The following is a 20,744-nucleotide window of genomic DNA, read 5'->3' on the forward strand; positions in this document are numbered from 1 at the left end:
CTAGCTTTCCGCCACGACTCGCCGCACGCGCCCCACCCACTTGTGGGCCTTTTTCGCCGGTTTTCCACAGGATGGGATCATCTCCCCTGCCGGCCGGCGCTCTAAGAACACGTGATAGCTGGAGCCATCGGGCAGGCTCACCTCCCGCACCGTTTTCTCGGGGTTCTTCTCCCCGCCTAGGTCCACGCCCTCCACATAGAGCGACCCGATCTCGGGGCTGCCATAGCTGCGCGCCACGAGAATCTCGGCCACCTGCCCAGCGGGGTCGAAACAGCCCCGACCGCGCAGCTGCGGCAGGTAGAGCTCCCCGCGCTGCACCGACTCCAGCATGGCTACGGCATGCTCGGTGCCCATATAAGCATAGGAATAGCCCCAGGGCATGAGCATGAGGGTGGCGGCGAAGCGATGCCCCTTCATGTGCGAGGTTTCCCATACCCATTCCTCCTCGGCGCGCTCCGCTAATTCCGCAGCGAGGGGCCGGCCCTTAATCGCACAGCACTTATCGCGCTTGCCATGGGTGCACACCAGCACCAGCGGGTGCGTCACTTTCTCCCCACCATTGGCCAGCGGCGTATCGAGGTTGAGCTCTAAAAGATCCTGCGGGCAGCTCACCTCTAGCCGCTCTACCACGGGCTGCTGGAGTCCATTACCGGTGAAAATGATGAACACGCGATAGCGCTCGCGCGGCTTCGGCCTTCCTGCTGGGCGAATGAGCTGGAAGGAGGCGTTATGCATCCCGAAGAAGTACGTGAGCTTGCCACTGAGCTCCCCGCCAAAAGTGCCTCCATCGAGTACATCGCGGCTCCAACCTTGGTGGTGTTCGAAAAGCACAAACTTCTGCCCCGCCTTGGCCGTGCCCTCGATGGGCTCCTCTTTCAGCTCTGAACAGGACGGTTGCTCCGGCTCGCAGGACAAACGGCCATCGGTGGGAATCTCGGGGGCTTCACGCTCAGTCATGAGATTCAGCTTAGTGGGATATATCGTCCTGTCGCTCACCACGCGGCGCCTGCGCTCTTATCGACGCCACCCTCCTGCCCATCCGCTGCGCCCAGCTCAACGCGGCCACACTCGTTAAGCAAATTAGTAAGATTAAGATATGAATAACATCGCTTATGCTCGTGTACTTTCCCGCCCCTATGCCCGCGCCCTGACGTGCGTGGCGCTGGCGACCTCGCTCACGATGGCTGGCTGCTCCCCCGGCGGGGGCGATAGCGCCACAGACCCCAGTGTCTCGGTGACTACCTCCGAAGAAACCTCCACTACCCGTTCCACGGAGACCATCACCTCTTCCACTACCCTGCCGGCGGAATATGACTCGGAGGATCGGGAGCCGGTGAACGAGGACCCAGGAATTACTCCCCTCGGTGAGCTCAGCATCGCCGAAAATACCTCCAGCGAGGAATGGGGCACTGGCACCGGCAAGGTGCTCCCCACCGCGGTGCGCGTGGGTCGCCATAAGAACTTCGACCGCGTTGTTATTGATCTCGACGTGGAAAAGGGCAGCACCCCAGGCTGGCGCGCCGTCTATGAGGCACAGCCGCTGCAGCAGGCTAGCGGCCGCGTCCTCGAGGTCGCCGGCGATACCTATCTCCAGGTGGATCTCACCGGCACCGCCTATCCGATGGAGTTCGGCAAGGACTTCGCGCCGCTGGAATGGAGCAACACCTCCGGCAAGGGCATCGTGCAAGAGGTGCTGGACGCCGGCACCTTCGAGGCCCGCACCCAATTCGTGATCGGCCTCAGCGGCGGCCAACGCCCCTTCTCTGTCACGGTGCTGGAAAACCCGGCGCGGGTAGTGATCGATATCGCCCACCAGGCCTAGACATAGCTGGCCTCAATCCGCCACGAGCCGCGCACCCACACCAGCACCCAGCCATAGACACGGCGGGGATCAGTGGCCGTGAGCTGTAGCCGGGCGTGCGCGGGGTGGATGCCGACGCCGGGTGCGGGCGCGGCCGACCACCACTGCTCGTCCACCGGCCAGGGCCCAGCCCAGCCGTTCACGCGCAGCCGCCGCGAGCCCCACACCACCGTCTGCGGTGTGGCACTAAGCAGCAGATCCTCTGCGAGGGTCACTGGCTCCCCAGCGGCATCATAAAGCCCGATCTTGCTGGCCGGATGATTCCATCCGGGGCTGCGCCGGGCTGGCAACGGCGCAGCCAGCCGCCCCGGCCAGCTGCCCGTATCGGCTTCGGGAACGCGCTCCCCATTGCTCACATAGCCGATGCGCTCTACCACCCCGCGCCCGCCATGATCGAAGGGACGCAGCACCGTATCGCTGCCATAGCGCGACTGCACGCGGGTGATGACTTTCTCGGCCCACTCAGTCCGCTGCGCCGTATCACCGAGCGCCTCCCATAGCCCGGCATCCGCTCCTGGTTGTTCCGTCTCCAGAGGGATGAGCTCGAGCTCCACGATCCCGCCGACAGGCTCTTCCTCCTCCCCCTGGGGGTGCTGCTGCCGGTGGGTGATCCACCCGCCCAGCTGCCAGCGCACCCTGTCGGCGGTGGCCGCCTCATCCAAGGGGGCGAAGGTGCGCCATACCCTTTCCAGCGCGCACTGGCTGGCGCCATCATCCACGGTGGCACGAATCGCCAGCTGCACGCATACTCGGCCCGCCGCGGCGAGGCGCTCGTGCAGGCGCGCCGCAAGGGAGCGAGCGATAAAGGCCGCCTGGTCCACCCGCAGCAGAGGCTCCTCGGGGACATACACCACGGCCTCTCCCCGCGTGTTCTCCTCTGCGGGCGCTAAGCGCCGCGAGCTATCGGCCGCACAGATTGCATAGAGCCGCATCCCAGCGCGGGAGAATCGCGTGGCCACCGCCGCGCGCGGCAGCTCCAGCATCTCGCCACAGCTACGCACCCCCATCTCCGCCAGCTGGCCCACCAGCTCCTCCCCTACTCCCAGACTGGGTTCGGCGCCGACGGCGCTCAGCCCCACCTGCTTGAGGAATGCACGACTGCCACCTGCGGGCACCACCGCGCCGAGACGGCTACTGCGGGCGGCGATAATCGCCGTTGCCAGCTCATCGGCCACCCCCATGCGCAGGTCGACGCCCTGTTCTGCGGCAGCCGTCATCGCCAGATCCATCGCGTGATCCTCTGTACCGTAGTAGCGGGCCAGGCTATCCGCCGCCACCAGCACCAGCCCGGGGCGCAGCACCTCCACGGTGGCCGCCACCTGGAAGAGCGCTTCCACGATCACCGCGAAGGCCTCCCCATCCGCGGTATCGTCTCGCGCCGCGGTGACTGCCTCGGGGCAGATCATCTGGGCGGCGCGCAGCCGCATGCCCCGCGCCACCCCACGGCGACGCCCCGCCTGGTTGACCACCCATACCCGCTGCTCGTGGTGCACGATCACGGGCACATCCGGCCCGCTGTCCGTGACGCGAGAGACCACCTGCGCCGGCCAGTCGGGGTACCACAGTGCCAGCACCCGCACTCTAGATCACCTGCAACTGCACTATCTCTGGCTCGCCCACCGCCGCGGCGGACTCCGCAGCAGGCGCCGCACCGCGCAGCTCATAATGCACTGTGCGCGCAGGCAGTCCCCGCTGCTGTATCTGCACCGCAATATCCACTCCGGTAATGCGCCCGCGGCCTGTCATATCCATGCCATGAAAACGCTGCGGGGTAGCGCCTAGCCGCAGCTCCGCATTCGCCACCAGCTGTGGACCGCCGATCAGCATCACGGCGCAGTCTCCGCGGCGCAGCTTCGCCCGCAGCGCCCGCTCCGCGGCGGCCCCCACGTGGTGCAGTGCGGGAAGATAGGCCACCACCACGTCCATGCCCTCGGCAAGCACGGCGGCGATCTGTATTGTGTCCTCACCCGCGCCACGGACAACGATGATATTTTCTAATAGCCCTCCCTCTTCGAGTACCTCGGCGAGCAGCAGATCCTCCCAGCCAACGAACGCCACCCGCTGCCCCTGGGCGCTGACATAGGCCACTAAGGACACCACCAATGCCGGACAGTCACTGGCCAAGGTAATCCCCCGGCGCGGCAGACCGCCGCCAGCTATAGCCCCCGCGAGCACCTGCGGAAGGCGCACACTACCTGCCATTTCCTCCTCTACACCGCTTGCCACTTCAGCAGGTCGGGCGGCTTCTCCGCCGGCAATACTCACCAGCTGGGCGCGCAGGGCGGCCACCTTCTGTTCGCGGCTGAGCACACTCAGATCGGCGCGCTGCTCGCTGCAGGAACTCACGGCATCCACCCCCTCGTGCGCGTCGCCACAAAACTTGTCGACACCCTCGCGTATCGAACACTCGTTCTTACTAGTGCTAGTAAACACCGCGCTTGAGTCCGCGTCAACCATGCTGCTATCACCCCCTGCTCCCCTGCCGTCTGGGGCGCTCGATAACCTAGGGGTATGCCGTCGATAAGCGAAGTGCGTTCTCTTCCCAACCCGATACCCACGCCTGCACCGGTGCGCTTGGGCACCTCTGTGCTCTTTGGTCTGGGCGTGGCTGTGCTGACTACCTCCCTGCCGCGCGGGATACAGGTGGCGATCATGGTGGTGTGCATCGCGCTCGGCATCATGCTGATTTATACCCACCCCTATCGGCGGCGCATCCGCGAGTATCTCGAAGCGCGCGGCTTTGAGTACCGCGCCCGCGCCAGCATGCTCATGCCGCTCTTTCCGGTGTGGCTGGCGCTGATGCTCGCCCCCGTGCTCGCGCCAGCTGCCCTCTGGGCCACCGCCCTGCTCGCCCTCGCCGTCTGGGGCTGGATGTGGCTGGTATTTCCGCATGTGGATGGCACGCGGATGCTCGCCTACGTGGATCGAGCGGACACCGCCTAGGCTTTAGTCGCCCCCATAAAGCCGAACAGCCCCACCCCGTGCGGGATGAGGCTGTCAGCAAAGACGGCGCGAGGCGCGCAGGGGCTAGAGCATGCAGCTCACACAACCCTGCACTTCAGTGCCGGTGAGCGCGGTTTGGCGCAGCCGGATGTAGTAGACCGTCTTAATGCCCTTGCGCCAGGCGTAGATCTGGGCGCGGTTGATATCGCGGGTGGTGGCGGTGTCCTTGAAGAACAGCGTGAGCGAGAGGCCCTGGTCCACGTACTTGGTAGCCACCGCGTAGGTATCGATAATCTTCTCGAAACCGACCTCATAGGCGTCCTGGTAGTAGTCCAGATTGTCATTGGTCATATACGGCGCCGGGTAGTAGACGCGACCAATCTTGCCTTCCTTGCGGATCTCCACCTTGGAAGCGATCGGGTGGATCGAAGAGGTGGAGTTGTTGATATACGAGATCGAGCCCGTCGGCGGCACCGCCTGCAGATAGCGGTTAAACATGCCGTAGGTGGCCACCGATTCCTTCAGCTCCGCCCACTCCTCTGCGGTGGGGGTGTGGATGGTGGAGTTGGCGAAGATCTCCTTCACCCGCTCGGTGCGGGGCGCGAACTCGGCCGGATCATAGCGGTCGAAGAACTCGCCGGTGGCGTAGTCGGAGGTTTCGAACTTGGTGAAGTGCTTGCCACGCTCCTTCGCGATCTGGTTGGAGGCCTTAATGCACTCGTACATCACCGCGGCGAAGTAGGCGTTGGTGAAGTCTAAAGCCTCCTCGGAGCCGTAATGGATGCGCTCGCGGCCCAAAAAGCCGTGCAGGTTCATCTGGCCGAGGCCGATAGCGTGGGCGTTGTCATTTCCCTTACGGATCGACGGCACCGAGTCGATCGCGGTCTGCTCGGACACCGCCGTCAGCCCGCGGATAGCGGCCTCGATGGTGGCCGAGAAGTCCGGGGAGTCCATGGTCTTGGCGATGTTTAACGAGCCCAAGTTGCAGGAAATATCCTCGCCAATGTGGGAATAGGACAGATCATCGTTGAACTCCGAGGCGGTAGAGATCTGCAGGATCTCAGAGCACAGGTTCGAGTGGGTGATGCGGCCCTCGATGGGGTTGGCCTCATTCACCGTGTCCTCGAACATGATGTAGGGATAGCCGGACTCAAACTGGATCTCGGCGAGCGTCTGGAAGAACTGGCGCGCGTTGATCTTGGTCTTGCGGATCCGGGGATCCTCCACCATCTCTGCGTAGTGCTCACTGATGGGAACATCGGCAAAGGGCTTGCCATAGACCCGCTCCACGTCATAGGGCGAGAAGAGGTACATGTCATCGTTCTTCTTCGCCAGCTCGAAGGTGATATCGGGGATCACCACACCGAGCGAGAGAGTCTTAATGCGGATCTTCTCATCTGCGTTCTCTCGCTTGGTGTCCAAAAAGCGCATGATGTCTGGGTGGTGGGCGTGCAGGTACACGGCGCCGGCACCCTGCCGGGCACCCAGCTGGTTGGCATAGGAGAAGGAATCCTCCAGCAGCTTCATCACCGGCACCACGCCAGAGGACTGGTTTTCGATCTTCTTAATCGGTGCGCCCTGCTCACGCAGGTTCGAGAGCAGCAATGCCACGCCGCCACCGCGCTTGGATAGCTGCAGCGCGGAGTTAATGGCGCGGCCGATCGATTCCATGTTGTCTTCGATGCGCAGCAGGAAGCAGGACACCGGCTCGCCGCGCTGGGCTTTACCGGAGTTGAGGAAGGTCGGGGTGGCGGGCTGGAAGCGGCCACCCATGATCTCATCCACCAGCATCTCGGCGAGGCGCTCATCGCCATCGGCGAGCGTCAGTGCCACCATGCACACGCGGTCCTCGAAGCGCTCGAGATAGCGCCGTCCATCGAAGGTGGTGAGGGTGTAGCTGGTGTAGTACTTATAGGCCCCGAGGAAGGTCTCGAAGCGGAAGCGCTTCGCATAGGCCCGCTTGAACAGGGACTTCACAAAGGGGAAGTCCCACTTATCCAGCACATGCTTCTCGTAGTAGTCATTGTCCAGCAGATAATCCAGCTTTTCCCGGAGGTTGTGGAAAAAGACGGTGTTCTGGTTGACGTGCTGCAGGAAGAACTGGTTAGCCGCCTCACGATCCTTATCGAACTGGATCTTGCCTTCATCGTCGTACAGATTCAACATCGCGTTGAGCGCGTGATAATCCAGCTGATCCGCCTTGCGCACCGGTTCGGCGACATTCTTTCCCATCTCGGCCACAGTCGATCATTTCCTTTACATCTTGAAATTTCGGTTGTGCGCCTTAAGCGGCGCCAACCTGTGGTTACTGTTGTTGTTTTTGTCTCTACGCGGTGACGGCTTCGGCTCTAGTCATCCTAGAACACTGACTCTAGAAGCCGCTGGCATTCTCCGCGTGCTGGGATACCGGCCGCAGGCCAAGCTGTTCGGCGTTCTCCCTGAGCCCCTCTTGTACGAGGCGCACATCCTCATCAGTCCCCATGAGCTCGAAACGATACACATAGGGCACATGGCATTTAGCGGCAATAACATTCCCTGCCGTCCCAAAATCTGTTCCAAAGTTTGAGTTCCCGCCGGCGATCACGGCTCGGATAAGCGAGCGGTTGTGGTCATTGTTGAGAAAGCGAATTACCTGCACGGGGACTGGTTTAGGCTCGCGGCCCATAATGGAGACCCCACCGCCGTAGGTAGGGCAGATCAACACATAAGGCTCATGCACGATGAGCGGCTCGTCATTTTTACGAAGCGGAATCCTGCGCGCGGGAAACCCGAGCTTATCGACGAATTTTTTCGTATTCCCCGTCGCGGAGGAAAAATACACTACAAGCATGATGCGCCTGCCGAATCCTGGTATCTAGGTGGGCCAATAGAAACAGGACCACTCGTTCGTACTGTGTAACTACTACGAGTGGCCCTTTACTATCCGCAAGCGATAAGCGGCTAGGCAACCTGGGCGCTGAGCGTGCGAATGCGCTCAGGGCGGAAGCCTGACCAGTGCTCTCCATCAGCCACCACGACGGGCGCCTGAACGTAGCCGAGAGCCATCACATAATCGAGCGCCTCGCTGTCCATGCTGATGTCCACGAGCGAGTACTCCAGACCGGCACGGTCGAGAGCCTTCTTCGTGGCGTTGCACTGCATGCAGGCGGGCTTGGTGTAGAGGGTGATAGCCATCGTCGGAGTAATCCTTATTGCTTGGGGAATGAATCGCAGTCAAAGGGGTGCTGCGGTGGTACGTGGTGTCACCAGCAAGTGAGGACCTTGTGGTGAGCTGCTGAACTAGACACTATACGTAGTATCCATTTACCGCAAGAGCACAATATGTAGTAGTTACACGCTGGAAATTCCCAAGATGACATCCATGTAAGCACTACATCTGGCGAGACACGTTCGCCACCAAAAGTAATTCTGTCTTTACCCGTCTTGGGAGAATGCTAAAACCGCAGGAGCGTCGTTATCGAATCGTTATATTCTGGGATCTATTCCCGCCCACCAACAAAAAACACCGCCTATCCTCACTGCGTAAGGACAGGCGGTGTATCTGGGTAGACTGACAAACCAAGGACCTACAGGATTAGCCCTGGCGAGCCTTGAAGCGGGGGTCCTTCTTGTTCAGGACGTACACCTTGCCACGACGACGCACAACCTGGGCGCCCGGCTTGTTCTTCAGCGACCGAAGCGACTTGCGGACCTTCATCGGGCGCTCCTTTCTATTAGCGCTTATAAGTTCTAAGGGTCGCCCACCGTGGGCGCCCTGCCGAACCGCAACGTGAGTGCAGAGCATTCACGGGGTTCAATGACACGAACGATTATCATAGACCACCGGCACAGCATTGTACAAAATGCCGCCGACTACGGTACGAGACTACTATCGGCCGCATGCAGACACTCCAAGCTCAGATCATCGACCACCTCGACGTCCACCCCACCATCGACCCCGCCGCAGAGCTCACCCGCCGCGTGGATTTTCTCTGCGACTACCTAGCGGCCACTGGGCTAGCCGGCTTCGTGCTTGGTATCTCCGGCGGACAGGATTCCACGCTGGCGGGCAAGCTCGCCCAACTCGCCGTGGAGAAGCGCCGCGCCGCCGGCCATGGGGCCGAGTTTTATGCCGTGCGCCTGCCCTATGACCGGCAAGCGGACGAGGCTGATGTGGATGTGGCCATGCGCTTCATCCACCCCGACCACGAGCTGCGCGTCAATATTAAGCCCGCCACTGACATGGTGGAAGACGGCGTGGCCCAGGCCCTCGAGCAGACCAGCATGAGCGATTTTCACCGCGGCAATGTTAAGGCCCGGGAACGAATGGTGATGCAGTACGCCATCGCCGGCGAGCGCAACCTGCTGGTTGTGGGCACGGATCACGCGGCAGAAAATGTCACCGGATTCTTCACCAAGTTCGGCGATGGCGCCGCCGATCTCCTCCCCCTCTGGGGGCTGAATAAGCGCCAAGGCGCCGCGCTGCTCGCAGAACTAGGCGCCCCCGAGAGCACCTGGACTAAGGTGCCCACCGCCGATCTCGAAGATGATCGCCCGCTCCTCGCAGATGAGGACGCACTGGGGGTGCGCTATAGCGATATCGACGACTACCTCGAGGGCAAAACTATTAACGATGCCGCCCGCGAGCGCATCGAGCAGCTGTGGCAGCGCGGCCGCCATAAGCGGGCGCTGCCCGCCACCTATACCGATGGCTGGTGGCGCAGCTAGTCGCGCGGCTAGTGGCGCCGCAGCCCTGAGCTAGTAGCGCTCCGGCTCCTCACCGAGCCGGAACGCACGGCCGTTGAGCTGCTGCGGGGTAATACGTACGAAGTTGTACTTCAGCGTAGGCAGCCACGGCTTCAGGTTCAGCCCCTCGGCGTAGTCGATATCCTCTTGGCGGTCGAGTACCTCGGCGGTGCCTTGAATCACCACGGACCAGGCGCGCTCCTCGGTGAAGTAGTCCACCTCAAAGAGCACATCGGGATTGACGAAGAGCGAGAAGAGCTTATTGCCCTGCGCGGTGCGAATATAGATACAGCCATCGTCCACCACATAGTTCACGGGGAAGATGTCCATCTCATCCTTGCGGCGCACCACGACACGGCCCAATTGCTGGGTACCGAGCTTCTCTAGGCACTCGTCTTCGTTAAGAATTTTCACAACATCATTGTCAGCCATAGGCCCCATTGTCCCACTCCCAGCCAGCACTGGTGGGCGAGCCAGCTCACACGTGGGCCTCCCACATCGCCGTCCCCCACAGCATCACCCCACAGGCCAGCTCACATATATGCCCCCAGCTGCGGCAATGCACGAGCCCGCCGCCGCGCCTGTGCCCCACCCATCGGCTCTGGCAACTGTGAGGATATTCACCGAACAACGCGGCCCAACCACCATTTTGGGGTAGCTCCGGCGGATCGGACGCGTGGCGGAGGCGGCGTCGATAAGCGCTGTATGCATTGAAGCGCGTTAGAAGAACAACCACATTCATGGAAAGATGGGGCGGGACGTTACCTGACCTTACATATATCCCTAAGGGGCAACACACCATGAAACAGAGCATGGCAATCGCCATGGCCTTTGTCGGACTACTCGTGGGGGCGGGCTTCGCCACCGGTAAGGAGATGATGCAATACTTTGTCTCCTTTGGCACCGGAACCGGAATCTGGGCGCTCGTACTCACCGGCGTCATCCTCATCGTAGTGAGCGCCGTCATCCTCCAAATCGGCAGTTTCTTCCTCGCCGATGAACACGGCGCCGTATTTAAGAATGTGGCCCACCCGCGCGTGTCGTGGATTTTGGATGTGGCCGTATCCATCACCATGGCCACCATGGGCATGATGATGCTCGCCGGTGCAGGCTCCACCTTCGAGCAGTCTTTCGGCGTGCCCTCCTGGCTGGGCTCGTTGATTATGGCCGTGATCGTCTACTTTGTCTGCTTCCTCAACCCGGTGCGCGTCTCCAGCGTGATTGGCGCTGTCACCCCGTTGATGATCGTGGCCATCGTCGTGCTATTCATCTACACCATCGCCAATATCCCCGAGGGCTTCTCCTTCGAGGCCGCCAATGAGATCGCACTTAATGAGCCCACTCCCGTGAAGCCGTGGTGGTGGTCGGCCATGAACTACGCCGGCATGTCCCTGATTTGCGCGGTGGGTATGTCGCTGGTGATCGGCGGCTCCTACACCAAGCTCAAGGCCGTGGCCGTCGGCGGCATGCTGGGCGGAATGATCCTCACCGTGATCTTGGTGCTGGAAACCATCGTGCTGTTCTTCAATGTGGACACTGCCGCCGGCAAGGACATTCCGATGGCGGCGATCGTCACCAACATTCACCCCGTGGCCGGCTATGGCTTGTCGCTGCTGATTCTGGTGATGATCTTCAACACCGCCCTCGGCGATGTCTATGCCTTCTCCCGCCGCATCCAGGTGGCCACCCCCACCCCGCAGTGGGTGAACCTGCTGGTGATTCTGGGCATCAGCTGGGCGATCAGCCTCATCGGCTTCGGCCCGCTCATCCAGATCATCTTCCCGATCCTGGGCTATATCGGCATGGTGATCGGCGTGATCTTCGTGATCTGGCGCATCCGCTGGTCGCACCTCATCACTGGTGAGAAGCAGCGCCGCCACCGCATTCGCCAGCTCACCCGCGCGTATATCAACCCGAAAACCTATGATGATCACTCCCTCGAGCTCAACCACGAGCTCGACCGCTCCAACGCCGATAACGAGAAGCTACTCGCTACCGTGGCCGATGAGGAGCGTACCGAGATCGAGGACGAGGACGATAGCGCCGAGCAGCAGGACTCTAAGGCTTAACGACGCAGCGCTCGCGGGTGATACACCGCCACGCTGGCTGCGAGCACACACAAGGTTCCCGCAGCCAGCGCCCACACCACGTGGGCCACTCGGGCCGCGTTCCCCTCACCAACAAGGCCTAATCCAAGCCCAGCTAGCGCTACGAAAGCCACCGCCGTGTAGCCGCTGAGCATCCCTCGCGCCACACGCAGGTGAGCCACCGCCCACGCCCCGCAGAGCGCGGAGCTACCCGCGGCCACCGCCGCGACAAGCGCTCCCCCGCCGGTGCTAAACACCGTGATCATTCCGGTGATGAGCACCCCGAGGGCCGTGGCGAGCGGTATCCAGTGCATAGCGGCCTCCTTCCCAGCCCGTCTCCCCGCATGGGGTGGCGGGCTGTGTTGTGTGTTTATTAGGCCAGCGAGCGCAACCCCTCGAGGTAGACACGCGCAAACCATTCCTGTTGATCATCCACCAACTGCCGCCCCACGGCGGGCAGCTCGCGAGAGATCATGCCGATGCCTACGGCGAAGCGGATGGGAGTGACATCCGCGGGAATGAAGCGGTGTCGCCGCGCCTTATCTAAGAGGCCGGCAAAGACCTCGCTGATCGCCGTCCGCCGCTGCTCCACGATTTCAGCCAGGAGGTTCTCGTCATACGCAAAGCGCGAGATCTGCTCGGCCAGCGGGGTAATCCCCAACCGCACCAGCTCGAGGATGACATCATTCCAGTTCTGCCATGGATCCTCGTTCCAGCTATGTTCGTGGGCCCGCACAATATCGTGTGCCTGTGCGGTGACGCGCTCGGTGACGGCATTAACGAGGACCCGCCGATCCGGGAAATTGCGGTGCACCGTGGCCACCCCCACATCGGCTTCGGTGGCGATTCGCCGAAAAGACACGTCAATACCCTCCTCTTGGAAGAGGGTTTGGGCCGCCATCACAATGGCTTCACGGTTCGCTTGGGCATCTGCTCGCATGAGGGGCTCGCTTTCTTCTCCTCGGACTCCACAGCTAGTCGTGGATCTTCAGCATCCACTGCGGCCGCATATGTCCGGCTTCAGGACCAGATAATTAACGCTGGGCCATCCGTGGCTAGCCGATAGCCCCACCCTGAGAATCTGGACGCACGCACTTATCCTCCATCATTCACCATAGAAGCCCAAAAAGAGAGCCTCGCACACGGCACGCTGGGGACTCGGCTCTGTGCTCGCTGTGTTCTCGGTGTCGGTGGGGCGTGGGTTGGTGATGCGGGCGGGGTTCGGGCCGGCGGGGAGCGCACAACTACGCGCGGTGCACATAAGGGCGATGGAGGGGCCAGAAAACATGCGCCCATACATCCGTGGTGTTCGATGAAATACTAGCGCTGAACTGGGATGTTCGACGCATTCGACAAACGGTGTCCAGGCCGCATGTTTGTATCACTCTTAACAGCAGTGAAGAGAAGAAAGAGAATCCTATAGTCGAATATCCCTGAATACCGCAGCATTTACGCGGTGCCAAACAATTCCCCGCTGATCGCCTCCCCTTATTCATTCCTCCTGCGATCAGCACCCCCATTCTCGCCACCGGTGTCGGTATGCACCGTCTACCTCATCGACACACGGTGTCACCCTCCGGCCTCTAGGCCACTGATCTACGAAAGGTAGTGCACAGACCGTGACCAACCAGTTCCCTCACAACGGGCAGGAGCCCCAGAACGGCAATGATCCCCAAGGCGGGCAGCCGCAGTATGGCGAGTTCCCGCAGAATGGCCAGCCGGGGCAGCCTTATGCGGGGCAGCCCTACCAAGGCCAGCCGCCCTTCCCGCCGCAGCAGCCGCAGAAAAAGAAGAAAGGATGCCTGTTCTGGGGCGGGATCGTCGCTGCGGTGTTCATCCTCCTTGGCGCCTGCTCCGCCATGTTCTCCGATGGCGATAGCGACACCACTGCAGATTCCTCGAAGTCCAGCTCCGCGGCGGAAGAAAGCACGCAGGGGGAGACGGCCACGGAGGCCGCAGCGGACGATCAAGCTCCCGCGGAAGCGGCACCCGCCGCGCCGCCAGCGGAGCAGCCCGCAGCTGAGGACAACTCCGCGGAGCAGGATGTGCCACGAGAGTACAGGAACGCCCTGAAGAAGGCTGAGCTCTACTACTCCATGCAGCACATGTCGAAGGCCGGCATCTACGACCAGCTCACCTCCGAATATGGAGAGAACTTCCCGCCCGAGGCAGCTCAGTGGGCCGTGGATAATCTCGACGCAGACTACAACCAGGCTGCGCTGAAGAAAGCTGAGGTGTACTACACCGACATGGCCATGTCCCGCGACCAGGTGTATGAGCAGCTCATCAGCGAGTACGGCGAGAAGTTCACCCCCGAGCAGGCCCAGTACGCCGTGGATAACCTGCAGGATTAACAGGACTAGCAGCACCCCGTGCTGCTCCGTCTCTGTGCAGCAGCGACGCCCCTGATCGGTCTCTCGCTGCTGCTCCTCCCGTTGCCGTTAGCTGCCGGATGCAGCGAGTCGCCAGCGTTGGTGGAGCCGCTCGCAGCCCCCATAGCTTCGGCGTGAGCGGGGTTGAACACGGGCTGGCGACCGTCCGGCACGTCTTCTCTGGGGTGTGATCGGTTGAATCGTTAGCCATGACTCCCGCTGGGAATCGACCCCAGCATCATCCACCTAGGAAGCCACCACCACTAGTCAGTGCAGCTAAGCACCTGAGAACACGAAAAAACCCTGTTCCCAAAAGGGAACAGGGTTTTCGTATCAAGTGGAGCTAACGGGATTCGAACCCGTGACCCCCACACTGCCAGTGTGGTGCGCTACCAGCTGCGCCATAGCCCCTCGGACGCTCTATAACTTACACAGCCCCGTTCATCTTAAGCAAATCAGCTGTTCAGGACCTGTTTTCCAGAAGTACCCAGAAGCGCCCAAGCCCCAGAGCCCCACGGCCCTGCTCAGCGCCCACAACGCCACAAGGCGGCACATCACTGTGCCGCCTTGCCTACTAAGGGTGCTGTTGAAGCCTCAGGCTACTTGCCCACGAGGTCCTTCACCCAATTGTCGTTGGGCAGCAGATCCTCGCCGTTGTGGAGAACGTGTGGACTGGAGACCTTGCCAGTCTCCTCCTCGAGCTTGGTGGCGTTGGCGGTACTAATTTCTTCATAGTCGCCGCGCTCCGATTGCTTCGAGATGGCATCACGCAGGCTCTTGTCGGCCCCTACTTCTCCAGCAGCGGCAGCGAACTGATCCGGTTCCCAGGAATACATCGCGTCCTGGTTATTCATCAGATGCGAACGGAAGTTCCAGTACTCATTGGCTTTGCCGGCCTTAGCGAGGGTGTAGGCCGAGGTCGCGGCCTTTGACGAGGGGCCATCGTTACCGCGGTCGAGGAAGTTCAGGGAACGGATATTCACCACGAGGGTGCCGTCCTCAATGGCCTTGAGCATATCCTCATCGGTGGCCTTGGCAAGGTCAGCGCAGTGCGGGCAAGAGTAGTCCTCGTAGAGGTCTACCTCGGCGGCATCCGTGCTGGTCTTGTCGCTCGTGAGACGGATGGCGTTGTCTTTGATCTCCAAGTTGATGGAGGTGTTCACGGTGTTCGCCGCGATCTCCGCCTTCTTCTCGCTGCGGCCTTGGACCACGATGTAGCCAACAACCACAGCGATAACAACCAATAGCGCCACGAGCGCCCAGAGGAATCCGGATCCCTTGTCGTTAGGGTTCTTAATTTTGTTGCTCACGAAGAGGTCTCATCTTTCACATTGGGTGGTGCTCTCGGGTGATTGCCCCGAGAGGAGAAAACTTAAGGGTAAAGCGCCCAGCGGCGGAAGGGGTTGATCCATACGATCGCCGCCAGGGCAATAAAGGCCAGATCGCGCAGGATCTCCAGCGCATAGGTCGTGCCCGTGACGCTGGCATCTACCCCACCGCCGCCGAAACAGCCGCAGTCAATGCTGAGACCACGGGCCCACGCAGAGGCGATGCCTATGATGAACACCGCAAACAGCAGCGCGGAGAGCACAGCGGCGGGGCGCAGGAAGAGGCCGATAAGCAGCATGATCCCGAGGATCAACTCGACGGCGGGCAGGGCCACGCCGATAAAGTTACCCATCTCCCACCCCACCAGCTCATAGGCATGTACTGCTTGGGAGGAGGCTACGGGGTCGGAGATTTTGGTTGCCCCACTGACAATCCAGATACCGGCCAGGGCGAGGCGGGCGAGCGCGCCCACAAGTGGCGTGCTGATCAGTCCCTGTATTCCTCGACGCGGCGCGGGCTGGTGTTGAGTGGTGGTCACAGCCTTGAAGTTACTAAAGCACCCCGCGTGAATAAAACCATGTCGGTCACTTTCAAGGGGATTCACAGCATTTTGACAGCTGGCAGGGGTGGGTCAGACGCACTCACCCACCAGCCGACGCGCAGAGCGCGATCTGGTGGGTGATGCGCTGCGTGGCGGCGTCGATAAGCGGCCGCTTAGCCTAGGACCTCCGAGACGAGGGCTTGTGCCTCGGCCTGGACCTTCTTCAGGTGCTCCTCGCCTTGGAAGGACTCGGCGTAGATCTTGTACTTGTCCTCCGTGCCCGAGGGGCGGGCAGCGAACCAGGCGGATTCGGTGGTCACCTTCAGCCCGCCGATGGCGGCGCCATTGCCAGGGGCGTCGGTGAGCTTATTGGTGATGGGCTCGCCGGCGAGCTCGGTGGCGGTGACATCCTCTGGGGAGAGCTTCTTCAGCACGGCCTTTTGCTCGCGGTTGGCCGGCGCATCGGTGCGCGCATAGGAGGGCGCGCCATAGGTTTCGGCCAGTTCGGCATAGCGCTGCGAGGGGGTCTTGCCGGTGACGGCGGTGATCTCGGAGGCGAGCAGATCCAGGATAATGCCGTCCTTGTCGGTGGACCACACGGTGCCGTCGTGGCGCAGGAAGGAGGCGCCGGCGGATTCCTCGCCGCCGAAGCCGACGGAGCCATTGATGAGGCCGGGCACAAACCACTTGAAGCCCACCGGCACCTCCACGAGGGTGCGGCCAAGCTCGGCGACCACGCGGTCGATCATGGAGGAGGACACCAGGGTCTTGCCCACAGCGGTGTCCTTCGCCCAGTGGGGGCGGTGCGCGAAGAGATAGTCGATGGCCACCGCGAGATAGTGGTTGGGGTTCATCAGCCCGGCATCGGGGGTGACGATGCCGTGGCGGTCGGCGTCGGCGTCATTGCCGGTGGCGATGTCGAACTTGTCGCGGTTGTGCACCAAGGAGGCCATGGAATAGGGCGAGGAGCAGTCCATGCGGATCGCCCCATCGGCGTCGAGAGTCATGAAGCGCCAGGTGGCGTCCACGCGCGGATTCACCACGGTGAGATCCAGCCCGTGCTTCTCGGCAATCACTCCCCAATAGTCCACGGAGGCCCCGCCCATCGGGTCGGCGCCGATCCGCAGACCGGAATTCTTGATGGCCGCGAGATCCACCACGTTCGGCAGATCGTCGATATAAGTGTTCAGGTAGTCATAGGTGCCGGCGCGCTCATCCAGCACACCGCTCACAGGGGTGCGCTTGACCCCCTGCAGGTCCTGGGCGAGCAGCTCATTGGCGCGCTGGGCGATCCAGTCGGTGGCGCCGGTATCGGCGGGGCCACCATTGGGAGGGTTGTACTTGAAGCCACCATCGCGCGGCGGGTTGTGCGAGGGGGTGATCACGATGCCGTCGGCGCGCTTCGGGTCCGTGCCCGTCACGCCGCCGCTCAGGCTCCGGTTGTGGCGCAAGATGGCGTGGCTGACTGCCGGGGTGGGGGTGTAGCGCCCCGCGGCGTCGACAAGCACATCCACGTCATTCGCCAGCAGCACCTCGAGTGCGGACAGCATGGCCGGCTCGGACAGCGCGTGGGTATCGCGGCCGATGAATACCGGGCCGTTGATCTTCTCCTTGACGCGGTAGTCCACGATGGCCTGGGTGGTGGCCAGAATGTGGTACTCGTTGAAGGCCGTGTTCAGCGACGAGCCGCGGTGACCGGAGGTTCCGAACACCACCTGCTGATCCGGGTCGGAGGCGTCAGGGATTCGCGTGTAGTAGGCGGCGACCAGCTCAGCGATATCAATGAGATCGGAGTCGAGGGCGACCGTGCCCGCGCGCTCATGAACCATAGGGAAATCAGTCTCCTTGGTTGTCGTTAGAAGTGAACTATCACTTCCATCATCCTCCCTTTTCGTCGATCGCGCAGCGGCCTGCCCCACATTGGTGCCCACGCTTATCGACGCCGCCCTCCTGCCCCACTACCACTGGCCCCGCGGCCCACCCAGCACCCCCGAATCTGTGCAGTATGCAGAAAAACACGCATTTGAGTTACCTAGGACACACATGAGGAGTATGCTGAGCACACTTAAGGCGCCCTCAGCTTGTGTGCTCACGCACGATGGCGCCGCTACGCTGCTCACGTTCGACCGAAGGAAGAACAATGGACTCATTGCTGGACATTCTCAGCACAATCGGCGGCTTCGTGTGGGGCCCCTTCCTGCTGATTCCCCTGTTGCTGGGCACGGGCTTGTTTATGACGATCCGCCTCGCCGGGTTGCAGTTCCGCAAGCTGGGCGTCGCACTGCGCCACGGGCTCTATGACAAGGGCGAAGAGGGCGAGGGAGACATCAGTAACTACCAGGCCCTCACCACGGCGCTCGCCGCCACGGTGGGCGTGGGCAATATCGTCGGCGTGGCCACCGCGCTCTCGATCGGCGGCCCAGGCGCCCTGTTCTGGATGTGGATGACCGGCCTGGTGGGCATGGTGTCGAAGTACTCCGAGGCCTTCCTCGGCGTGCGCTTCCGCGTCACCGATGAGAAGGGCGGCCAATCCGGCGGCCCGCAGCAGTATCTCAAGCGCGGCATCAAGGGTCCGGTGGGTAAGATCCTGGCCTTCCTCTTCGCTTTCTTCGCCATCATCGCCTCCTTCGGTATCGGCAACCTCACTCAGGCGAATGCCGTGGCCACGGGCCTGCAAGACAGCTTCGATATTGATCCCATGGTCACCGGTATCGGCATGTTCGTGCTCGTCGGCACGGTGCTGCTGGGCGGTATTCAGGCCATTGGCCGCGTCACCTCCGCCTTCGTGCCGCTGATGATCATCATCTACATCGTGGGCGCGGTCACCGTGCTGGTGATCAACGTCAATGAGATCCCCAACGCCCTGCTGCAGGTCTTTGGCGACGCCTTCACCGGCACCGCCGCCACCGGCGGTTTCGTGGGCTCCGGCATCCTGGTGGTACTGCAAATGGGTGTGGCCCGCGGCATCTTCTCCAATGAGTCCGGTATGGGTTCCGCCGCTATCGCTGCGGGCGCGGCAAAGACCAACCACCCCGTGCGCCAGGCGCTGGTGTCGATGACCCAGACCTTCATTGACACCATCATCGTGGTCACCTTCACCGGCCTCGCGATCATCACCACCGGCGTGTGGACGCTCGGCAAGGATGAGGCCGGCAACATGACGGCCCGCGCCTTCGAGACCGCCCTGCCGGGCCAGTGGGCGGGCACCATCGTCAACGTCTCCGTCGCCTTCTTCGCCTTCTCCACCATCATCGCGTGGTCCTACTATGGCGAGCGCTGCGTGGAGTCCCTGGTGGGCTGGCGCGGCTCTCTGCCCTACCGCATGATCTTCACCGTGGTCGTCTTTATTGGCGCCGTCAGCCAGCTCGAGGTGGTGTGGACGATCTCCGATATCGCCAACGGCCTCATGGCCCTGCCGAACCTCATCGGTATCCTCATTCTCTCCGGCCTCATCGTCCGCGAGACCACCGCCTATCTGCGCTTCGACCCGAAGCTCAAGGCCACCGACGAGCAGGTGCGCCAATTCCGCATCGACTCCAAACTCGACTGGTCTTAAACACCCACCGCACGCCCCTCAGGTCATAACACTTCGACTACGCTTCTAGAAGTGTTATGACCTTTTATGTATTCGCCGGCGCGGGAGCCGCGCTGGGAGCAGTGAGCCGCTGGGTTCTCCTCGGCGGATTCGACTCCCTGTGGACACTCCTGCTCATCAATGCCCTCGGCTCCTATGCCCTAGGCGTGCTCACCCGCCGCGGCGCCTCCGTGTTCTGGACCACGGGCTTCTGCGGCGGTTTTACTTCCTTTAGCGCCTATATGGCGATCGCCACCCTGGACATCCGCTACGCCCTGCTCACCGTCGTGGTGTGCGTGGCTAGCGCCTATGTGGGATTGAGGGGCTCATGCTTATCGACGCCATCACGCTAGCCACCGGCGCCTTTCTCGGCGGCATGAGCCGTGCCTGGCTCGCAACCCACCTGCGTAGCCCCTGGGGAACGCTCGTGGCGAATGCGGCCGCGACCTTCCTGCTCGGGGTGGTCATCGATGCTCCCCTCGCCGATTGGTTGCTGCTCATCCTGGGCACCGGGATCGCCGGGGCGCTGTCTACCTGGTCCACTCTGGCTAAAGAAATAGCCGCCAGCCTCCAGGACAAGAACTGGAGACTCGCGGCTCTCACACTCGGGAGTAATCTCGGCGTGGGCGCGCTCGCGTGGTGGGCGGGCGCGGTTGTGTTCTAGCGCCGGGTGCGCTGGAATACACGCACTCGCTGCCGCACGATAATCAGCAGCAGCACTAGGGCGACCGACATTAGGATATGCCCGATACCGGAGATGCCGGCCAGCGCCGCCGAGTACTCCTCGCCGGGGTGAAGCACTTGCCAGCTTCCCTTCACCAGCATGTGGGTAATCATCCACGTCAGCGCCACCGTGTAGCTGAGGAAAAACGCCGGGAAGCGCTTATGGGTATCAATATCCAGTGCCGCGCTTAAAGCGATGAGGACCAGTGGCAGAATCACGCCGAGTACCAGCGCATGGGTGTGCACGGTGGAGAGTTGGGTGTCGCCGCTGTAGTTGTGAAAGCGGGTGAACTCGCGGTAGTAGACCCCGGCGATCAGCCCGATACCGAGGTAGACAGCAGCTAGAGTTGAGAGTTTTCGCATAGCCTCTCAGTCTAATTGATGCGGGCATGCAAAAAAGGATGTGATAGGTAAGCAGAGAATACTCTGTTCTTACCTATCACATCCTTATATATGTTGCACTGTGAAGTTTTAGGTCGGCGGTGACTTACTCTCCCACACCCTCCCGGGTGCAGTACCATCAGCGCTGTCGGGCTTAGCTTCCGGGTTCGGAATGGGACCGGGCGTGTCCCCGATGCTATAACCACCG

22 protein-coding genes, 1 tRNA gene and 1 rRNA gene are annotated in these 20,744 nt (G+C 61.9%); 8 read left to right on the plus strand and 16 right to left on the minus strand.

Translation table 11 applies throughout. The features are described 5' to 3' along the window. On the minus strand, positions 1 to 957 hold the full coding sequence (locus GBB14_RS09310) for a sucrase ferredoxin (protein ID WP_151529580.1): 957 nt from the start codon (positions 955 to 957) through the stop codon (positions 1 to 3). A 139-nt stretch (positions 958 to 1,096) separates the two neighbouring features. Between GBB14_RS09310 and GBB14_RS09315 the strand changes: the two genes are divergently transcribed. After that, positions 1,097 to 1,822 (plus strand): hypothetical protein, encoded by a 726-nt coding sequence (locus GBB14_RS09315; RefSeq protein ID WP_151529581.1) that lies wholly within the window; start codon positions 1,097 to 1,099, stop codon positions 1,820 to 1,822. On the opposite strand, the gene GBB14_RS09320 is transcribed toward GBB14_RS09315, so the two are convergent. Together GBB14_RS09320 and GBB14_RS09325 are read right to left on the minus strand one after the other, a co-directional pair. Continuing rightward, positions 1,819 to 3,435, minus strand: coding sequence for a DNA polymerase Y family protein (locus GBB14_RS09320; protein WP_225976687.1), 1,617 nt, complete (start codon positions 3,433 to 3,435; stop codon positions 1,819 to 1,821). The genes GBB14_RS09315 and GBB14_RS09320 overlap by 4 nt on opposite strands. A 7-nt stretch (positions 3,436 to 3,442) precedes the next feature. Then, entirely contained in the window at positions 3,443 to 4,207 is a 765-nt protein-coding gene (locus GBB14_RS09325; protein ID WP_151529583.1) for a hypothetical protein, read from the minus strand. Between the two features lie 183 nt (positions 4,208 to 4,390). Between GBB14_RS09325 and GBB14_RS09330 the strand changes: the two genes are divergently transcribed. Beyond that, positions 4,391 to 4,804: a hypothetical protein gene (locus GBB14_RS09330; protein WP_225976688.1), complete on the plus strand. Its 414-nt coding sequence runs from the start codon at positions 4,391 to 4,393 to the stop codon at positions 4,802 to 4,804. Positions 4,805 to 4,888: 84 nt separating this feature from the next. On the opposite strand, the gene nrdE is transcribed toward GBB14_RS09330, so the two are convergent. From nrdE to ykgO, 4 genes are all read right to left on the minus strand, one after another. Beyond that, positions 4,889 to 7,036 (minus strand): class 1b ribonucleoside-diphosphate reductase subunit alpha, encoded by a 2,148-nt coding sequence (nrdE, locus tag GBB14_RS09335; protein ID WP_192796202.1) that lies wholly within the window; start codon positions 7,034 to 7,036, stop codon positions 4,889 to 4,891. Between the two features lie 139 nt (positions 7,037 to 7,175). Beyond that, positions 7,176 to 7,634, minus strand: coding sequence for a class Ib ribonucleoside-diphosphate reductase assembly flavoprotein NrdI (gene nrdI / locus GBB14_RS09340; protein WP_151529586.1), 459 nt, complete (start codon positions 7,632 to 7,634; stop codon positions 7,176 to 7,178). A gap of 110 nt (positions 7,635 to 7,744) precedes the next feature. After that, complete coding sequence (gene nrdH, locus GBB14_RS09345) at positions 7,745 to 7,978, minus strand: glutaredoxin-like protein NrdH (RefSeq protein WP_151529587.1); 234 nt, start codon at positions 7,976 to 7,978, stop codon at positions 7,745 to 7,747. Positions 7,979 to 8,378: 400 nt separating this feature from the next. Beyond that, the gene (gene ykgO, locus GBB14_RS09350; RefSeq protein WP_151529588.1) at positions 8,379 to 8,501 is read right to left on the minus strand and encodes a type B 50S ribosomal protein L36; all 123 of its coding nucleotides are present in this window, start codon (positions 8,499 to 8,501) and stop codon (positions 8,379 to 8,381) included. A 182-nt stretch (positions 8,502 to 8,683) separates the two neighbouring features. Here ykgO and nadE point away from each other — a divergent pair, with 182 nt between their 5' ends. Beyond that, a complete protein-coding gene (gene nadE, locus GBB14_RS09355; RefSeq protein ID WP_151529589.1) occupies positions 8,684 to 9,511 on the plus strand; it encodes an ammonia-dependent NAD(+) synthetase in 828 nt (275 codons plus the stop codon). A 30-nt stretch (positions 9,512 to 9,541) separates the two neighbouring features. Here nadE and GBB14_RS09360 read toward each other — a convergent pair whose 3' ends face one another. After that, the gene (locus tag GBB14_RS09360; RefSeq protein ID WP_151529590.1) at positions 9,542 to 9,961 is read right to left on the minus strand and encodes a pyridoxamine 5'-phosphate oxidase family protein; all 420 of its coding nucleotides are present in this window, start codon (positions 9,959 to 9,961) and stop codon (positions 9,542 to 9,544) included. A gap of 368 nt (positions 9,962 to 10,329) precedes the next feature. Between GBB14_RS09360 and GBB14_RS09365 the strand changes: the two genes are divergently transcribed. Then, positions 10,330 to 11,598 (plus strand): hypothetical protein, encoded by a 1,269-nt coding sequence (locus GBB14_RS09365; RefSeq protein WP_151529591.1) that lies wholly within the window; start codon positions 10,330 to 10,332, stop codon positions 11,596 to 11,598. Here GBB14_RS09365 and GBB14_RS09370 read toward each other — a convergent pair. Beyond that, entirely contained in the window at positions 11,595 to 11,930 is a 336-nt protein-coding gene (locus tag GBB14_RS09370; RefSeq protein WP_151529592.1) for a hypothetical protein, read from the minus strand. The two genes, GBB14_RS09365 and GBB14_RS09370, sit on opposite strands and share 4 nt — an antisense overlap. Before the next feature lie 59 nt (positions 11,931 to 11,989). Further along, positions 11,990 to 12,556, minus strand: a complete 567-nt coding sequence (locus GBB14_RS09375; RefSeq protein WP_151529593.1) for a TetR/AcrR family transcriptional regulator — start codon at positions 12,554 to 12,556, stop codon at positions 11,990 to 11,992. Positions 12,557 to 13,235: 679 nt separating this feature from the next. Here GBB14_RS09375 and GBB14_RS09380 point away from each other — a divergent pair. Further along, positions 13,236 to 13,970 carry an Ltp family lipoprotein gene (locus GBB14_RS09380; RefSeq protein WP_192796200.1) on the plus strand — a complete coding sequence of 245 codons (735 nt, stop codon included), beginning with the start codon at positions 13,236 to 13,238 and terminating at the stop codon, positions 13,968 to 13,970. A 356-nt stretch (positions 13,971 to 14,326) separates the two neighbouring features. On the opposite strand, the gene GBB14_RS09385 is transcribed toward GBB14_RS09380, so the two are convergent. From GBB14_RS09385 to pgm, 4 genes are all read right to left on the minus strand, one after another. Next, positions 14,327 to 14,399, minus strand: a tRNA-Ala gene (locus GBB14_RS09385). Between the two features lie 188 nt (positions 14,400 to 14,587). Continuing rightward, positions 14,588 to 15,298, minus strand: a complete 711-nt coding sequence (locus GBB14_RS09390; protein WP_151529594.1) for a thioredoxin domain-containing protein — start codon at positions 15,296 to 15,298, stop codon at positions 14,588 to 14,590. 62 nt (positions 15,299 to 15,360) lie between these two features. Further along, positions 15,361 to 15,855: a DoxX family protein gene (locus GBB14_RS09395; protein ID WP_225976689.1), complete on the minus strand. Its 495-nt coding sequence runs from the start codon at positions 15,853 to 15,855 to the stop codon at positions 15,361 to 15,363. A 176-nt stretch (positions 15,856 to 16,031) separates the two neighbouring features. Continuing rightward, positions 16,032 to 17,687, minus strand: coding sequence for a phosphoglucomutase (alpha-D-glucose-1,6-bisphosphate-dependent) (gene pgm, locus GBB14_RS09400; protein ID WP_151529595.1), 1,656 nt, complete (start codon positions 17,685 to 17,687; stop codon positions 16,032 to 16,034). A gap of 311 nt (positions 17,688 to 17,998) precedes the next feature. On the opposite strand from pgm, the gene GBB14_RS09405 reads away from it, so the two are divergent. From GBB14_RS09405 to GBB14_RS09415, 3 genes are read left to right on the plus strand one after another with little or no spacing between them, the layout of a single operon-like run. Next, positions 17,999 to 19,414, plus strand: a complete 1,416-nt coding sequence (locus GBB14_RS09405; protein WP_151529596.1) for a sodium:alanine symporter family protein — start codon at positions 17,999 to 18,001, stop codon at positions 19,412 to 19,414. Between the two features lie 56 nt (positions 19,415 to 19,470). Continuing rightward, positions 19,471 to 19,785, plus strand: a complete 315-nt coding sequence (locus tag GBB14_RS09410; protein WP_151529597.1) for a CrcB family protein — start codon at positions 19,471 to 19,473, stop codon at positions 19,783 to 19,785. Continuing rightward, entirely contained in the window at positions 19,761 to 20,096 is a 336-nt protein-coding gene (locus GBB14_RS09415) for a CrcB family protein (RefSeq protein ID WP_151529598.1), read from the plus strand. Before GBB14_RS09410 ends, GBB14_RS09415 begins: the two co-directional genes overlap by 25 nt. On the opposite strand, the gene GBB14_RS09420 is transcribed toward GBB14_RS09415, so the two are convergent. Both GBB14_RS09420 and rrf read right to left on the minus strand, forming a co-directional pair. Next, complete coding sequence (locus tag GBB14_RS09420) at positions 20,093 to 20,518, minus strand: DUF2871 domain-containing protein (RefSeq protein ID WP_151529599.1); 426 nt, start codon at positions 20,516 to 20,518, stop codon at positions 20,093 to 20,095. The genes GBB14_RS09415 and GBB14_RS09420 overlap by 4 nt on opposite strands. 111 nt (positions 20,519 to 20,629) lie before the next feature. Next, positions 20,630 to 20,744 (minus strand): 5S ribosomal RNA (gene rrf, locus GBB14_RS09425); the annotation flags it as partial.

It is taken from the genome of Corynebacterium sp. 51B (genome assembly GCF_008930785.1).
Taxonomy (GTDB): Bacteria; Actinomycetota; Actinomycetes; order Mycobacteriales; family Mycobacteriaceae; genus Corynebacterium; species Corynebacterium megadyptis.

Bases quoted from the DNA above. Each gene is read 5' to 3' on its own strand.
- GBB14_RS09315 (WP_151529581.1), top strand. From the start codon at position 1,097: ATGAATAACATCGCTTATGCTCGTGTACTTTCCCGCCCCTATGCCCGC.
- GBB14_RS09405 (WP_151529596.1), top strand. From the start codon at position 17,999: ATGGACTCATTGCTGGACATTCTCAGCACAATCGGCGGCTTCGTGTGG.
- nrdE (WP_192796202.1), bottom strand. From the start codon at position 7,036: ATGGGAAAGAATGTCGCCGAACCGGTGCGCAAGGCGGATCAGCTGGAT.
- ykgO (WP_151529588.1), bottom strand. From the start codon at position 8,501: ATGAAGGTCCGCAAGTCGCTTCGGTCGCTGAAGAACAAGCCGGGCGCC.
- GBB14_RS09415 (WP_151529598.1), top strand. From the start codon at position 19,761: ATGCTTATCGACGCCATCACGCTAGCCACCGGCGCCTTTCTCGGCGGC.
- GBB14_RS09310 (WP_151529580.1), bottom strand. From the start codon at position 957: ATGACTGAGCGTGAAGCCCCCGAGATTCCCACCGATGGCCGTTTGTCC.
- nrdH (WP_151529587.1), bottom strand. From the start codon at position 7,978: ATGGCTATCACCCTCTACACCAAGCCCGCCTGCATGCAGTGCAACGCC.
- nadE (WP_151529589.1), top strand. From the start codon at position 8,684: ATGCAGACACTCCAAGCTCAGATCATCGACCACCTCGACGTCCACCCC.
- GBB14_RS09370 (WP_151529592.1), bottom strand. From the start codon at position 11,930: ATGCACTGGATACCGCTCGCCACGGCCCTCGGGGTGCTCATCACCGGA.
- GBB14_RS09375 (WP_151529593.1), bottom strand. From the start codon at position 12,556: ATGCGAGCAGATGCCCAAGCGAACCGTGAAGCCATTGTGATGGCGGCC.
- nrdI (WP_151529586.1), bottom strand. From the start codon at position 7,634: ATGCTTGTAGTGTATTTTTCCTCCGCGACGGGGAATACGAAAAAATTC.
- GBB14_RS09360 (WP_151529590.1), bottom strand. From the start codon at position 9,961: ATGGCTGACAATGATGTTGTGAAAATTCTTAACGAAGACGAGTGCCTA.
- GBB14_RS09420 (WP_151529599.1), bottom strand. From the start codon at position 20,518: ATGCGAAAACTCTCAACTCTAGCTGCTGTCTACCTCGGTATCGGGCTG.
- pgm (WP_151529595.1), bottom strand. From the start codon at position 17,687: ATGGTTCATGAGCGCGCGGGCACGGTCGCCCTCGACTCCGATCTCATT.
- GBB14_RS09365 (WP_151529591.1), top strand. From the start codon at position 10,330: ATGAAACAGAGCATGGCAATCGCCATGGCCTTTGTCGGACTACTCGTG.
- GBB14_RS09410 (WP_151529597.1), top strand. From the start codon at position 19,471: ATGACCTTTTATGTATTCGCCGGCGCGGGAGCCGCGCTGGGAGCAGTG.